15 protein-coding genes are annotated in these 15391 nt (G+C 31.7%); 13 read left to right on the forward strand and 2 right to left on the reverse strand.

The window, feature by feature from the left end:
- Positions 1 to 86: 86 nt before the first annotated feature.
- From ABD730_RS03185 to ABD730_RS03215, 7 genes are all read left to right on the forward strand, one after another.
- On the forward strand, positions 87 to 329 hold the full coding sequence (locus ABD730_RS03185) for a DUF6952 family protein (RefSeq protein WP_344712682.1): 243 nt from the start codon (positions 87 to 89) through the stop codon (positions 327 to 329).
- Positions 330 to 628: 299 nt separating this feature from the next.
- Complete coding sequence (locus tag ABD730_RS03190) at positions 629 to 1225, forward strand: hypothetical protein (RefSeq protein WP_344712511.1); 597 nt, start codon at positions 629 to 631, stop codon at positions 1223 to 1225.
- A 147-nt stretch (positions 1226 to 1372) separates the two neighbouring features.
- Entirely contained in the window at positions 1373 to 2485 is a 1113-nt protein-coding gene (locus tag ABD730_RS03195; protein ID WP_344712513.1) for a hypothetical protein, read from the forward strand.
- Positions 2472 to 2948 (forward strand): three component ABC system middle component, encoded by a 477-nt coding sequence (locus tag ABD730_RS03200; protein ID WP_344712515.1) that lies wholly within the window; start codon positions 2472 to 2474, stop codon positions 2946 to 2948. The genes ABD730_RS03195 and ABD730_RS03200 overlap by 14 nt, the downstream gene beginning before the upstream one ends.
- Positions 2945 to 4876 (forward strand): DUF3732 domain-containing protein, encoded by a 1932-nt coding sequence (locus ABD730_RS03205; protein WP_344712517.1) that lies wholly within the window; start codon positions 2945 to 2947, stop codon positions 4874 to 4876. Before ABD730_RS03200 ends, ABD730_RS03205 begins: the two co-directional genes overlap by 4 nt.
- A gap of 629 nt (positions 4877 to 5505) precedes the next feature.
- A complete protein-coding gene (locus ABD730_RS03210) occupies positions 5506 to 8178 on the forward strand; it encodes a UvrD-helicase domain-containing protein (RefSeq protein WP_344712519.1) in 2673 nt (890 codons plus the stop codon).
- A 181-nt stretch (positions 8179 to 8359) separates the two neighbouring features.
- Entirely contained in the window at positions 8360 to 8956 is a 597-nt protein-coding gene (locus ABD730_RS03215) for a hypothetical protein (RefSeq protein ID WP_344712521.1), read from the forward strand.
- Positions 8957 to 9190: 234 nt separating this feature from the next.
- On the opposite strand, the gene ABD730_RS03220 is transcribed toward ABD730_RS03215, so the two are convergent.
- On the reverse strand, positions 9191 to 9940 hold the full coding sequence (locus ABD730_RS03220) for a hypothetical protein (protein WP_344712522.1): 750 nt from the start codon (positions 9938 to 9940) through the stop codon (positions 9191 to 9193).
- Positions 9941 to 10283: 343 nt separating this feature from the next.
- Between ABD730_RS03220 and ABD730_RS03225 the strand changes: the two genes are divergently transcribed.
- The 6 genes from ABD730_RS03225 (at position 10284) to ABD730_RS03250 (ending at position 14738) form a co-directional block, all read left to right on the forward strand.
- Entirely contained in the window at positions 10284 to 10514 is a 231-nt protein-coding gene (locus tag ABD730_RS03225; protein ID WP_344712524.1) for a hypothetical protein, read from the forward strand.
- A 16-nt stretch (positions 10515 to 10530) separates the two neighbouring features.
- Complete coding sequence (locus ABD730_RS03230) at positions 10531 to 11421, forward strand: hypothetical protein (RefSeq protein WP_344712526.1); 891 nt, start codon at positions 10531 to 10533, stop codon at positions 11419 to 11421.
- 367 nt (positions 11422 to 11788) lie between these two features.
- Complete coding sequence (locus tag ABD730_RS03235) at positions 11789 to 12229, forward strand: thioredoxin family protein (protein WP_344712528.1); 441 nt, start codon at positions 11789 to 11791, stop codon at positions 12227 to 12229.
- Between the two features lies 1 nt (position 12230).
- On the forward strand, positions 12231 to 13211 hold the full coding sequence (locus ABD730_RS03240; RefSeq protein WP_425583499.1) for an FAD:protein FMN transferase: 981 nt from the start codon (positions 12231 to 12233) through the stop codon (positions 13209 to 13211).
- A complete protein-coding gene (locus tag ABD730_RS03245; protein ID WP_344712530.1) occupies positions 13208 to 13420 on the forward strand; it encodes a DUF4266 domain-containing protein in 213 nt (70 codons plus the stop codon). The genes ABD730_RS03240 and ABD730_RS03245 overlap by 4 nt, the downstream gene beginning before the upstream one ends.
- Positions 13383 to 14738, forward strand: coding sequence for a DUF3570 domain-containing protein (locus ABD730_RS03250; protein WP_344712532.1), 1356 nt, complete (start codon positions 13383 to 13385; stop codon positions 14736 to 14738). The genes ABD730_RS03245 and ABD730_RS03250 overlap by 38 nt, the downstream gene beginning before the upstream one ends.
- Positions 14739 to 14903: 165 nt before the next feature.
- On the opposite strand, the gene ABD730_RS03255 is transcribed toward ABD730_RS03250, so the two are convergent.
- A complete protein-coding gene (locus ABD730_RS03255; protein WP_344712534.1) occupies positions 14904 to 15374 on the reverse strand; it encodes an ankyrin repeat domain-containing protein in 471 nt (156 codons plus the stop codon).
- Positions 15375 to 15391: the final 17 nt, after the last annotated feature.

Raw genomic sequence — 15391 nt, forward strand, 5'->3', positions numbered from 1 at the left:
TCGGATTTTAATTGCTAATTCGCTGCTTAACCACGCTACTCATCATAAAAAAACCGTTGACAAACATTTAATAGTAACTACCTGTAATTAAACACCTAACACAATTCATTGAAGACAATGATAAAGATTATATCATTGAAACCATTGAAAGCTTAGAAGCCTTAACCGAAGTACCATCGCTTAAAGATGAAGAGCTCGACGTTATCGGAGAATTAATCTCTAATATGTATGGTGCCATAGAAGTCAACAAAATGATCAAAGAAGGAGCTACTAAAAAAGATGCCGTTAACAATTTTATGAAACGTGTCTTAGGGTCTATTGATAAATAGAAAAAGAAAAATTAATAAGTATAAAACCACCTTGCGAAAGCTTGGTGGTTTTTGCGCTTTATAGGGTTTTGGTAGTTAAAAATTGGTTGTTACGGTTTACCGTAAGTTATTTTGAGTAGAAGGTTTTAACTTGGCTATTGATTGTGAGGTTTATACGTAAAGTTACGTATAGATTTTTAAGATAATATAATTAGATTTGTTGTTGATCGCTTCATATCATTTAAGTTGTCCTATTTTCAAATTAAATGTCGTAAAAGTTATTATACGAAAGTCTAAGCCTAATTAAAACAATTAATAACATGCCATGCAACCATAGATTTCAAGCAAACTTATATCCTGAACACAAATTAAAATATCTTTTTGTTGGAACATTCAATCCAGAGTGGGACAATCCAAACGGAAACAATGCAAACTGGTTTTACGGCAGACGAACTAATAGCTTTTGGAATATCATGCCAAGGGCTTTTGATCATCCCTCCTTAAATAATCCCGAAAACAGATTAAATCCAGAACCATGGAAACAATACTGTTATGAAAATAGTATTGGCTTAACTGATATGATTGAAACTATCCTGGATGCAAATGAACAAGAGCATCAAAATCAAATCATTAACTTTTTAGATGACCAGCTTGAAAATTTCAATGATATCCAACTAACAGACATTATTAATATAATTAAAGAAAACTCAGCGACATTATGCGGTGTATATCTAACTCGTTATTGTCATACATTAAATGAAAATGGAATATTTAATCAACGTTGGTTAGAAATTGAAAACTTATGTAATCAAATTGGAATTCATCATTCATGTTTAGTAACACCTTCGAATGGTTACATGATGCCTAGAGACGAGAAAGTAGAACTTTGGCAGAATGGAATAAATAATTGTGAATAACATTTTTTAAAAATTAATTTCAGACTCGAACCATTTGTAAATATTTCTAAGGAATATTCTATCTCTAATTAATTTGCTAAATTAGGTGCTTATCCATGTAAATAACTATACATAATCGCATTATATGTCATTAAAAAAAAATCAACTATGAATTCAAAATCTGATGCTTCTACTAAAATATTAGGATTTAAATACCAAGAAATGGTTGCTTTAAAAGAATGCCTTGAAGCAAAAGATGGTACAAAAATTTATTTAGAATGTTTGGGCGATGTTTCAGATGGAAAAACATCAACAGAAGTTAAACATTCGATTAAAGATGACAAAAAATTAATTGATACACATACTGACTTTTGGAAAACTCTTTCTAATATAATTACAGAATATGATACTTTCCGTTTTTATGACAAATTTATACTTCATACTACTGCAGAAATAAAAACAGGCTCAATATTTGAAAAGTGGAAAGAGTTAAATAAAACCGATAAAAAAAAGAAAATATTAGCTGTAACATCAAATGACACGATTAAAGCGTATTATAATAATGTAAAAGCATTCGATAAAAAAGAGTTAGAAAACCTTCTTGATAAATTTGAAATAAAAGATAAGCAATTATCAGCCAAAGAATATTATAAAGGTATTTTATTAGAGCACCCAGTTGTTACAAATCCTATATTACCAAAGGATAGAGAAGAGTTTATTTGTTCAATTTTCGGATATTTATCATTTCATCTAATAACTGGTAATGACTATACTTGGACGATTGACATAGATTCATTCAAAGAAAATTTTCGCTCTTGTGCGAAAAAATATCAAATAGAAGATTTAAGTTTTCCAATATCTAATGCTACAAAAGATAGTGTTTCTAAAAATAATTTTCATTTTGTAAAAGCTTTAGAGGATATTGGTTACGATAGGAAAATTGGAAGGTCAATGGATAATTATTTAAGAGCTAACGAAAGTCGAATCAAAATGATTGAAACAAGAACAAGTTTATGTGAAAATCTTGACAGCTTTGATGATGATATTAAAGATTTTACTTTAGAGCTTAAAGATAGCCATATAGATCAAATAACTGAACAGTGTGATACTAATGAAAAATCGAAACGTTTTTTTGACGATAGTATTATACAAGTATCTTCTAAAACAAAAATAGAAGGAGTTACAAATACACGTTCATACTACCCGAAAGGTCGTTTATTACATAATGTAGAGATAAAAGCTATTGATATTAACCTAAAACCAGAAGATGAGAGCGAGTGATATTGAAAGGTTAGTATTTTCACCTTTCCATACTAGTAAAATTTTACATCACTTTTTAAGTGGTGCCAAATCTGTTAATTCAAAATGTATAAAGACTGAATTAGTATATCTTTTATTACCCTTTATTTATAATAATCAAATTCAAAGTAAACTAAAAAATTTAAAAACAAATTCTAAATTCAATGCTTTTATTGTCAACACAGATTTTGATATTTTCATTAGTTCGCTAAATCAAAGAATAAATGATTATCGTAAAACAACAAATACGGCTATTATTATTCTAGCAAATGAAATTGATTTAGATATAAATGAGTTTTTAATTCCAAATATTGAAATTCATTATAGAGAAGAAAAAGATATTTACTTAAAACCTATTTATAAATCAGCGTATAATTTAGGTGTTATATTAGGAAAGGAACAATATTTATCAGTATTTAAAAAACTTAGAATTACAGAAATATGAGTACAACTATAAAACAAATAGCTATTTTTAACAATACTGGTGATAAGCGTCACATTCCATTTGAAGATGGTTTAAATATTATAACTGGAGATTCTAAGACTGGTAAAAGTGCACTTATCGAAATAATTGACTATTGTTTATTTTCATCAAGGTCAAGTGTTCCTGTTGGTAAGATAACTGATTTTGCAAAGTTATTTGTAGTTATTTATAAAGTAAATGAGTTCTACATTGTTATTGGTCGTCCTGCACCAAACACAGGGAATATGAGAAGTGCTTATCTAAATATTGAAACTGATTATAAAACAATTGAAGATATTACGTATGATTATTTTAATGACATATCATTAAAACCAATTAAAAATGATGTTCAAACTGAATTTGAAGAAATACTTGGTTTGTCATTAAAAAATTTGGAATCAGATTACGAGAATTTCGGTAAATTATCGATTAGAGATACTGTTTCTTTTCTTTTCCAGCATCAAAACTTAATTGCAAATAAACATTCACTATTCTATAGATTTGATGAAATTGCCAAACGTAAAAGAGTTATTCAAGCCTTACCTGTATTATTAGGTATAGTAGATAGTGAATATTATCAATTAGTAAAACTAATTAAAGAAACTGAAAGAAAAATAACAGCTGAAGATAAATTTTTAGCTCGTATTCAAGAAAAAAAATCAAACCAAATAGATAATATTAGAGACCAAATACAAATTTACTATACAATGTTAGACCTTACTCTGGAAGAAGGACTTTCATTACATGAATTAAAAAAGATAGGTCTTAATCTGCCCATTCCACCAAAAATACTCACAGACCAAACAAAATCATTTACTAAACTAACTCAATTAGAAAATGAAAGAGAAGTGCTCTATGTTGAGAAAAATGAAATTGAAAATGCTATTTCCAGTCTTCTATCAAATTCAGAAGATAGTTTAGGTTATGCAAAACATCTAAAACAAACCAATGCTAAGCAAAAGTATAACACTTCAATTGATGAATTAGCTTGCCCTCTTTGTGATAATTCAGTTTCGCATATCAGTGAAAATATCAATAAGTTAAATGAATCGAAAAATAAACTTATTGAAGAACTTACTAAAGTAAATACATTTTCAAAAGACAGTACTCAGATAATTGAGAAATTTAGAAAAGATAGAAAAGTTATAACAACTAAAATAAAATCAATATCCAACAACATTGAAATACTTACAAAAGAAAATGTTAATATAGAAAAAATAAAAGGAAAACGAGAATCAATAATACACAAAAAAGGTGTGTTAGAAACGACAATTAAACATCTTTTGGAATCTAACGATTTATCTAAGTTCAATAGTGATTTAAATGCTTTAAAAGAACAATTAAAAGAGTACAATAAGAGAATTTCAAAATATAAGAACATCAAGCAATTCAAAGCAGAAACGGAACGATTTATAAAAGATCAAATGGATAGGATTGCAAGCAAACTAGATTTTGAGAAAGAACTTAAACCTATTGATTTTCACTTTAATATTGATGATTTTAGTTTTTATCATAAACACAAATCAGACAAAATAAGATTATATGAAATGGGAAGTGGAGCAAATTGGTTAGCCTGTCATCTTTCTTTGTTTTTATCTTTCTTGCATTTATCTTGTAGCAATTCTGAATCTATAATTCCGTCATTTTTAATGATCGATCAACCAAGCCAAGTATATTTTCCTAGAACAGCTAAAAAAAGTGAATTAGACTCTGAAGACATAGAAGAATATGATGAAAACATTAAACAAGTAATCAACATATTTACTGTTTTAAATGAGGAAATTCAATTAATATATAAAAACACAAAAGTTAAACCTCAAATTATAGTATTAGAACACGCTAAGGAAGATGATTTTAAGGAATATATAATTAGAGATTGGATAAAAAGTGAAGGTGGCGGATTAATATAAAAACGGCAAACTATAATGGTTTTAAGTAATTGTTTGTTCTTGCCAATTTCTAAAAATCCTCTCAGATTTTCAGTTTAGTTTGTACTTATAAAGCTAACTACCATAAATTTATGTATGATTGATAATGAAAAATTAGATGATATAATAAAAACTATTTAAATTATGTAACTATTTGGAGGATTACTTAACTAAACCTAAACAATTATGAATTTTAAGGTTGAGATAAAAGTATCCTCGCGGTTCGTGAGAACGCTAACAAAGCTAATTTATGCTTTGTCTACTTTAGCCATCATTTTAGCTAAACTATTTTTATAAATAGTCATCTTAATGGGTTGGAAAAATCCGACAAATAAAAGATCGGGGAATGAAACTAAGAATACAATTCCCCTTTCTCCATTAAGTTAAGAAGGTCTTAACCCTCCATTAGTTACTTTTTAAATGAAAAAATTGCAGCTAACACCTTATATCATTTAACGCTAGTTCAAGCTACTTACTAATATCCGTACATATTCCTATTCCATTTTTATTCACTAAATTAGTGACCTAATTACTTAAAAATCAAAAGTAAAGACTTCTTATCTTTGATACACACACATACATACTCAATCTAAAAAACATAACATAAAAACATGACTTGGCTCCTGATTATCCTATTTATAATACTAGCCAGTGCTATAATTGTTTATCTAAAAATAATAGAAAACAAAAAATACCAAAAACCAACTTACGTATCTCATCTACAAGAAATCACCTTGTTTTTTGATACTATAGAAAACTTTGACGACTATGTAACTTGGGTACAGCGAGACCAAATAAAAACCAAGTTTTCTGCGGCAGGGAAATACTTTAAAGGCAAATCGCGCTACTACAAAAAAGAGGAGCGTGTAGAACGGTTTAATGCTGTTTTTCAAGAATTTGATAATTATATTAGCAACTACAATAAAAACTACGTTCAAACGCAGAAAGAAAAGCTTCGCCACTTTTTTGATGATATAGAAGGGAAACAATTAGACGACCAACAACGCACAGCAGTCATAACAGACGAATATTCAAACCTCATTATTGCAGGTGCTGGTTCTGGGAAAACACTAACCATTATCGGTAAGGTTAAATACCTCTTAGAAAAGAAAAATGTAAAACCTGAGAACATTTTACTCTTATCCTTTACCAGAAAAACGGTCGAAGAATTAAATGCAAGACTAAAAAACATAGGACTTGGTGCAAGAGCTACAACCTTCCATAAACTTGGATATGATACTATAAAAAAACACCGAACAACTATTCCTGCTATAACAAATGAAAACACACTGTATAATGTTATCAAAGCCTATTTAGAAAAAGACATCTTTAACGATGCAAAGGCATTAGAGGCCTACATTGTCTATGTGGCTTGTTACATGAATATTCCTGAAGGCCATGATAGCTTTGATTCACTTGGTGAAAAATTAGACATGGAAAAAGGTATTGATTTTCAAACTTTAAAAGATAAGTGCGAACCTGAACCACTAAATAAAGTGGCCAAAGCGTCGTTAGACACCATTCAAGGTGAAAAAGTCAAAAGCGTTGAAGAGTTAACTATCGCCAACTTTTTGTACTTAAATGGTGTTGCATACGAATATGAAAAACCGTATCCATATGGAGATATCTTGTATCAACCAGACTTTTACCTATCTGATTACGACATTTATTTAGAACATTTTGGTGTGGACGAAAACAATAGAGCGAAATGGCTAACTCCACTTAATGAGCAGACATACGTCGAAGAAATGGAGTTAAAAAGAGACAACCATAAATTATATAACACTAAACTTCTAGAAACCTATTCCTATTACAACCGAGACCGTGTTTTACTTGAAAAACTAGAAAACCTATTGAAAACCGAAAATGTAGTTTTCAAGCCACGTGATCCTCAAAACATCTACTCAAAGGTCAGTGCCAATGACAAAAACTTTGGTAAAGAAATAACGAATCTATTAAGTACTTTTATCAACCTCTGTAAATCGAGACAACTAGATTACAGTGCCATAGTAGCCTTATTTTCAGATAAACGTAGAGCGACAAACACGTTTATGCGCGAAAGACAACAAACCTTCTTAAGATTTGCCATGCCTATTCTAAAAAAATATGACGATACACTAAAAGAGAAAAGTGAAATTGATTTCAATGATATGATAAATCAGGCCACTGACCTCATTAAAGCCAATAAACCAGAATACACGTATCAACATATTATCATTGACGAGTATCAAGACATTTCATATGCGCGTTTCAATCTCATTAAAGAAATTAGGGAATTATCTGGCGCAAGACTCATTTGTGTTGGCGATGATTGGCAATCCATTTATCGTTTTGCGGGTAGCGACATTTCGTTGTTTAGTAATTTTCAAAAATATGTGGGCAAATATGAACAGTTATTCATTGAACAAACCTACCGCAACTCACAAGCACTCGTTGATATCACTTCTAAATACATTCTAAAGAATAAAAAACAAATTCAAAAGAATCCCAAATCGATAAAAGATCCTTTAGAAAACCCGATTAAGCTTGTTTATTATTCACAAGATAATGCCGAAGCTATGTTCATAAATGAAGTGCAATCCATTATAGACAAAAACGGCAACAAACCTATTTTGGTTTTAGGGCGTCATAGCTTTGACATCAATGAATTTATTAAACTCACACCGCATAGTAAAATAAAGTACTACGAACGCAGTAATAAACTAGAAATAAAAGGTTTTGAAGCTATTGACATTAAATACATAACGGTACACAAATCAAAAGGGCTAGAAGCAGACAACGTCATTGTTATAAACCTTAAAAATCACTTACTTGGTTTTCCTAACAAAATGACTGACGACCCAATGCTGTCGTTATTACTAAGTGATGATGAAGCATTTCGCTTTGCAGAAGAGCGAAGATTGTTTTATGTGGCCTTAACAAGAACAAAAAATGAAGTGGTGCTACTTATTCCGAAGGATGTTTCGCTATTTGCAGAGGAACTAAAAACCGATAATGATGCTTTATGTATTGCAAACAACGAAATGCTCAGCAAAACAAATTGTCCGTATTGCCAAACAGGACATCTTGTAATTAGAAAAAATACATATAGAAACAATCAATTTTTAGGGTGTTCACATTATCCAAGTTGCAACCAGACATTTAATAATATAGAAATTTTAGAGGACACCTTATTGTGTCCAAGTTGTAAAAGTGGCTTTATGACAAAGAGAATTGGTAAATATGGGAACTTTTTAGGTTGTACAAATTATCCAAAATGCAAAAACACGATAAATTTAGAATGACAAAGCTACAACATGCAATATTGTAATTTATCGTAAGTGCTAGCCTACTTCCAAAAAGCCTCACAGAGTATCCATTCCGTTTTTATTTAGTAAATTAGATACTTAAACACGTAACACCCGAGCGCAGCGAACTGGCAAAGCAAATCACAAACAAAACCGCTGACTATAATTAAAGAAAATAATGACACCTAAACAGGAAGAAAGACTAAAAAATAAAATCAAGAAAATTAAACAAGACCTTCAAGCAGACAAAAAGCATTGGGGCGGATTTTATCACGATGGAGGCGGCTTACGCTATTTACCACCGGAATTATACTTAAAATTAGGAGATTTCACTGGGGCCTTACGATACTTCAATTGGTTTACAAAAAATTTCCCTGAAGACATTGGCTATCCCATCTTCCTTTTTGAATGGACCATTACGCTTTTTAAAACCAAAAGAACTGAACAAGCCGAAAAAAAAGCCATTCAAACTTTTATGTCTAATACTTATATTTTTGACAAATTTCTTGAAAAAGACTCACTTCAATTCAATAAATCTGAAGCTTCAAATTGGCAGCTAGAAGAACTAATTGAATATTTTGATTATACCAAAAATCAAGACGACTTAATTGATTTCGGCGAATGGCTAGAGCGTTTTACCACAAGCGAAACGTTTTATGACTTTGCGAATAAATTTATTGAATTGAGACAAAAGTTGGAAAATGAACCTGTTGGACATACAAGAACCAAACTGATTGAGAAAGAAAAAGAATTAATAAAAAAATATACCAATTAAAGGAACTACAGCCAACAACCTATATAATTCATTGCTAGAATTTACTTATAATAATCAAATATCGTAGACATAGAAAAGATATCATATGCAAAGCACTATAGAACAAAAATGTATTAAAGAATTTAAGGACAAAGATAAATTATCAAAATAAGAGTTATTAAATATTTATATGCTTACTGAGTAACGTGCACAGACAGACGCTTTAGAGCATACCTAATCGTAACCTCCAACGTCTTATACACATTTCAAAACCGTAATACCTACACTATCTTTAGCATTTAAAACATACAAAGCCCCATCAACCTCTTGGTAAAACCGCACACCAAGTACACATAGCGCAGTACCAAGACCATTGGGTAAAGTATCGGGTTCTAAAACTAAAGTAGAACTAGCATTAGCACGATCTAAAACTAACGAAGGAGCCAAATGCAGAGCATAATTCAAATGCTCAAAATCAAAATCCAAAACACCATAAGTCAGCGCCATATGGGTAGCACCATCTGCAAAGCCCACCTGCGTAATATCAAAATCACTAATGGTTAACCTAAAATCAGTATCAGAAACATGAAACTCAAAAGGCAAAATTCGCCTCACATCACAAGCTGGCGTATAACTAAACTGTTGCAATAGTTGAAGACCTTGCACCTGCCCTATCCCCTCAAAAACACAGCGTTCACCACGTTTATGCGTCGTATCTAAGGCCTTTATACGCGTAAACAAGCCCATCAAACGACTATGAAAATGTGTGAATTTGTGCCCCTTATAAAACGGGGACAATGCAAATCTAAACGCTTTATTCACCGCAGAACAATGGCCAAATTCATTGGCATTTTCACGCACACGCTGCATACTAGACTTGCTTTTTATTGCTTTTTTAGTAAATCCACCACCTGCTTTTCGTGCAATCGGCTTGCCATTCAAATAATAAAAATTAATACCATTTAACGTGCCTACTAAAGGGATAATTCCGGTCTGTTGTGCCATAATATCAAATTTTAAGTTAAACACCTATAAAACAGCAATATACAAAATTTTACAATACAGGTTATAGCGTGGTTATAGCGTGCTTATAATGTGCTTAAAACAAGCTTATAGTATCATAAATTACATAGAGTGACAAATAATACCAATACACAGAATAGTAATTAATGCTAATAACCTTAAAAGCTATATACATAATTTCGTAATTCTAACCTGTTCACTAAAATGCGATCAGATACGCTATTAGATTTATATTTGCTAAATTAGATATCAAAACACCTAACGACAACACATAAAAAACCGTAAGAATCCATACGACTTACAATTCTCCCCAACACAATTCTACATGACACCATCACATCAGCATTATGCCATTGAAGACACGAAACATTCACCACAAAAACAATGGTTACCGCACTTACTAAATGGCAGCCATAAATTACAAGGGTTAGAAGACAAAAGAGGAGTCTTGTTTTCAAATTCAGTTTTAGAAACATATATTCAAGAGGAAGAAAAACTAAAATTTAGTACTTTTAACAGCATAAGATTTTGGTTTTATAATTCAAACCTAATCTAGCTTTAATTCTGCACCTATGAAAAAACGATTTACAATTATTTTACTTCTTGCATTTACAGTTTCATTCGCTCAAAATGATAGTATTTTCAGTAGGTTACAAGCTATTTATAATAATGGAACATCGTTTTTTAATATTGACGGTTATACAATTACAAGTCAAACTTTAAATTATCCATTTACCGAAAAAGGGCTTAAAAAAGTCTACAGAAAATATGACATAAAAAAGAACGAAGAGAAAACGAAAGACGAACTGTTGCCTTATAATAATTACTACGTTGAGAAAGCAGATAAAATTACCGAGAGTTTAGTTCAAAACAACTCCTATTATTTTATTGAAAATCATGAAAAACGGATTACAATTATTCAATTCAGTTCAATTAATAAAAGAGACAAGGAATTCGAACGAACACTTATAAAACTTATAATTGAAGATAAAGTACCAAAAGAAAATTATGCCGCAATGAAAATTGATAGTATCAATTTTGCTGGTAGAAAAATAAAATTAGGAACGGGTTGTAATTGGACCAATGTAAATACCGTGCAATGTCCATATTACGGTGAAATGAATTGGTCTGTACATAAAGATTTAGAGGATGCAAAAAACACAGTTGAACAGCAGTTTGCGATAACTAAATCAAGAAAAAATGGAAAAGTAATTTCGGAAGCCATAGTTGATATAGAATTTGAAGGAACAGAAACTAAAGCCAAAAAAGTGATTTATGATTTTACCGGATTGACTTCTGTTTTAGCAAGCATGTCTGGTGGCAAAACGTTGACCATTTTCTATGTCGCAACTGAAGTTAGAGGAAATTATATGAGTTGTGTTCTGAGCTTTTGGAATAATGACACAATAACAGAAAACGGACTCGCACCATTGTTGGAAGAGGTAATGAAACTAAAAGAGTAATGAACTAAAGCAACCAATCAAGATAGGTTTATCATAAATGAGATCCATTTTCACTCAAAAAAACGCAAATACAAAATATAGGTTATAGCGTGGTTATAGCATGCTTATACTATAGTTATGATAACCTTACAGCATGATAGATTCAGCTCAAACAAAGGTAAACTCCCTGTAAACACTAATAAAGCACACGCCATACTTAAGTAAAAAAACAAAGGAGCTCAAAAAAAGCCCTAATGAGCAATTTTTACACTCTATTTTTAATTACATAAAATATAGACCCAGCCTGCAACAAAAAAATATTACATGCGTTGATAGGTATTGGTCAAATACTTGACTAAGGAATAATCAGAATTAAATATACAGTCCAATGAAAAGAATAATTGCAGTAGTAGTTCTAATGATTGTTGGTGTTAATACCGCAAGCGCTCAAGAATGGCAAACCGATTTTGCAGTTGCAAAAGAAATTGCCACTAAAGAAAGTAAGCCTATCATATTAGTCTTTCAAGGTTCAGATTGGTGTGGACCATGTATTAAGCTTGACCGAGAAATTTGGAGTACAGATACATTTAAAGCCTATGCCAATGAAAATTATGTAATGCTAAAAGCAGATTTTCCGAAACGAAAGAAAAATGCATTATCCGAAGCGCAAACAAAAGCAAACGCACAACTTGCCGAAATATACAATAAACAAGGGTTCTTCCCTTTCGTAGTAGTCTTAGATTCTAATGGTAAAGTGCTAGGTGAAAATAGTTATAAAAAAACGACACCCGAGAATTATATTAAAGAATTAAACGCTTTTATAAAGTAATTTGAAACATACATTCGCCATAGTATTGCTAATCTCAATGATGGTTAGTACAGCGCAAGAGCCCTATAAGCGCACGCTTAAACTTATGGGGAGTCGGTTTGACATAACAGTTGTGGCAAACGATTCTACACAAGCCAACAAATATATAGATACAGCAGTCGCAGAAATTTCAAGAATTGAAAAGTTAATCTCCTCTTGGGATGAGAATTCTCAAACCTCAGAAATTAATCGTAACGCAGGAATTAAACCTGTTAAGGTTGATGCAGAACTCTTTAATCTAATTGAAAGAGCCATTGGTATTTCAAAATTAACCGATGGAGCATTTGATATTAGCTATGCGTCAATGGATAAAATTTGGAAGTTTGATGGTAGCATGACCACTATGCCTTCGGAAAAAGAAATTACAGCATCTGTTGAAAAAGTAGGTTATCAAAACATCGTTCTAGATAAAAACAAGAGCACCATCTACCTTAAACTAAAGGGAATGAAAATTGGCTTTGGCGCAATAGGAAAAGGCTATGCGGCTGATAAAGCAAAAATATTACTGATGTCTAAAGGGGTCACATCTGGGATAATTAATGCGTCTGGTGACATGAATACCTGGGGCAAACAAACCAATGGTGAAGATTGGAAAGTCGCCATCACCAACCCAATGGATAAAAATAAAGTCTTTGCATTGCTTCCTATTACAAATGGATCTGTAGTAACATCTGGAAATTATGAAAAGTATGTCAACTTTAACGGCAAACGCTACACGCATATTATAGATCCAAGAACAGGTTATCCTTCTACCGGAATTATAAGTGTGACTGTATTTGCACCAAAAGCTGAATTGGCAGACGCCCTTGCAACTTCGGTTTTTGTGATGGGAAAAGAAGCGGGTTTAGACCGTATTAATCAATTACCCAAAATAGAATGTATTATCATAGATGATAACGGAAATATTTCAAAATCAAAGAACATAGAAATCAATAAATTATGATTAAAAAATTTATATATGCTGCCTTAATAACAACTTCTCTTAGTAGTTGTGTTGTGGTGAAGGAATATGAAAAAGTAAATATTAACGACCCTGATATGGCACTATCAGATAAGAAAGCTGATCGTAATACCTCTACGATGCATTCTTACCGTGAGGCAGCTGTAGGAGCAAATGGTGGGAAAACTGGAGGTGGCTGCGGCTGTAACTAATAAATCAATAAAATTGAAAAAGATAATTTTAATAGTTTGCGTATTTGCTTTTGCTAAATCTTATGCGCAAGACTCAACTAAAGTGTATAAAAAACGTGTGTTAGAAACTACAGAAGTAGATTTTTTAACCAGTTATTATGCTCAAGATGGAGATAATGCTGCAGTAAGTGGCGGCATTGGAACAGAAGAGTTAACGGATGTTACAGGAACCTTTGTGGTGTCCATCCCTTTAAATGATGATGACGTCTTAACTATTGATGCAGGTGTTTCAGCGTATACGTCAGCCTCATCAAGTAATATTGATCCTTTTGATGATGGTACAGCAGATCCTTTTCAAGCATCCTCTGGGGCATCAAGTAGTGATCTTTGGGCAAATTTAACAGGAAGTTATACGCACAGCTCGGACGATAGAAATGATATTTGGTCGGCAAAAATATCTGTATCCTCTGAGTACGATTATTTTTCAGCTGGAGTTGGAGGAAGCTATACAAAACTATTCAACGAGAAGAATACCGAAGTAAGTGTTAACGCTAATGTATACATCGACACCTGGGATGCTATTTATCCAATTGAATTAAGACCTTTTGGTGACAATGGCAATGGGATAAATAATCGTTTGTTTACGCAAAACACCATAACAGGTAACCCAAATTATAACCCCATATTTAACGAGTTTCAAGATGAAGGACGTAATTCTTATGCCTTAGGATTTGGATTCTCTCAAATTCTTCATAAAAACGTACAAGGATCGTTAGCTTTAGATTTTGTACAGCAAGAAGGTTTATTATCTACACCTTTTCAACGCGTATATTTTAGTGATGTAGCAGATTCATTTATTGATGATTTTCAATTGGCTGATGCGAATGAAAGTTTACCAGATTCAAGATTTAAAGTGGCTGCTGGTGGTCGCTTAAACTGGTATTTAAATGAAACGGTTACCGTCAGAACATTCTATCGTTATTATTTTGATGATTGGGGCATTAATTCACATACAGCTAGTATTGAAGTCCCAATAAAAATTACTGATAAATTCACCCTATATCCATCCTACAGGTTCTATAATCAAACCGCAGCCGATTATTTTGAACCTTATGAGACGGCTTTATCTACGGACGAGTATTATACCTCTGATTATGATCTTTCTGAATATTCAGCGAACCAATTTGGTTTTGGTGTCTCGTACACAGATATTTTCACAAAGGCTCATATTGGGAAATTTGGACTAAAGAGTATTGATTTAAAGTTCTATCAATATGATAGAGACACCTCTTTTTCTTCAAGTATTATTACAGCAGGATTTAAGTTTGTGATGGATTAATTACAAATTGGAAATTTGGTTATTTCTAACTTCCAATAGCGCTATACAAGTATAATAATACCAAAAAACATTATAATAGTATGCATCTAAAACAAAAAAACTGAGTTTAAAAAGCTTTAACAAGCTAATTTTAAACTCAGTTTTTAATTAAAGCAATAATATATACTAACTTAAAAGCTCCACAATCTCATGAAATTGTTTATCTCTCGCATAGTCTAAAGCCGTTTTACCATCCTTGTCTTTAATGCTAGTATCTGCTTTATAGTCTATAAGCAATTTTACAATAGCAACCTTGTTATATTGCGTAGCAAATATCAAAGCTGTGATACCATTAGTATTCACCGCATTAATATCGGCTCCATGTTCTAATAAGGTGGTTGCCAAGGCAACATTCCCTTTAAAACTAACACCAATCAATGCCGTATTTCCTGAAGCATCTTTAGCATTAAGATCCGCCTTATGATTAATAAGTATCTGCGTGGCCACGTCATTATCAAAGTAGGTCGCTAAAATAAGTGGAGTAAATCCACGAGCATCTTTTTCGTTAATTAATTTAGGGTTTATATGTATTAAGGCTTCTAATCTATCTTTATCTCCAGATCTAATCGCCTCAAAAAACACATCGATATCTCTCATGATCTTTCTTTTTTAAA

The sequence above is a fragment of the Winogradskyella damuponensis genome (assembly GCF_039538385.1).
Classification (GTDB): domain Bacteria; phylum Bacteroidota; class Bacteroidia; order Flavobacteriales; family Flavobacteriaceae; genus Winogradskyella; species Winogradskyella damuponensis.

What these genes read in the sequence shown, in the direction of transcription:
- ABD730_RS03205 (WP_344712517.1), top strand. Translation starts at nt 2,945, where the DNA reads ATGAGTACAACTATAAAACAAATAGCTATTTTTAACAATACTGGTGAT.
- ABD730_RS03195 (WP_344712513.1), top strand. Translation starts at nt 1,373, where the DNA reads ATGAATTCAAAATCTGATGCTTCTACTAAAATATTAGGATTTAAATAC.
- ABD730_RS03200 (WP_344712515.1), top strand. Translation starts at nt 2,472, where the DNA reads ATGAGAGCGAGTGATATTGAAAGGTTAGTATTTTCACCTTTCCATACT.
- ABD730_RS03190 (WP_344712511.1), top strand. Translation starts at nt 629, where the DNA reads ATGCCATGCAACCATAGATTTCAAGCAAACTTATATCCTGAACACAAA.
- ABD730_RS03250 (WP_344712532.1), top strand. Translation starts at nt 13,383, where the DNA reads ATGGTGGGAAAACTGGAGGTGGCTGCGGCTGTAACTAATAAATCAATA.
- ABD730_RS03235 (WP_344712528.1), top strand. Translation starts at nt 11,789, where the DNA reads ATGAAAAGAATAATTGCAGTAGTAGTTCTAATGATTGTTGGTGTTAAT.
- ABD730_RS03210 (WP_344712519.1), top strand. Translation starts at nt 5,506, where the DNA reads ATGACTTGGCTCCTGATTATCCTATTTATAATACTAGCCAGTGCTATA.
- ABD730_RS03225 (WP_344712524.1), top strand. Translation starts at nt 10,284, where the DNA reads ATGACACCATCACATCAGCATTATGCCATTGAAGACACGAAACATTCA.
- ABD730_RS03245 (WP_344712530.1), top strand. Translation starts at nt 13,208, where the DNA reads ATGATTAAAAAATTTATATATGCTGCCTTAATAACAACTTCTCTTAGT.
- ABD730_RS03220 (WP_344712522.1), bottom strand. Translation starts at nt 9,940, where the DNA reads ATGGCACAACAGACCGGAATTATCCCTTTAGTAGGCACGTTAAATGGT.
- ABD730_RS03215 (WP_344712521.1), top strand. Translation starts at nt 8,360, where the DNA reads ATGACACCTAAACAGGAAGAAAGACTAAAAAATAAAATCAAGAAAATT.
- ABD730_RS03255 (WP_344712534.1), bottom strand. Translation starts at nt 15,374, where the DNA reads ATGAGAGATATCGATGTGTTTTTTGAGGCGATTAGATCTGGAGATAAA.
- ABD730_RS03230 (WP_344712526.1), top strand. Translation starts at nt 10,531, where the DNA reads ATGAAAAAACGATTTACAATTATTTTACTTCTTGCATTTACAGTTTCA.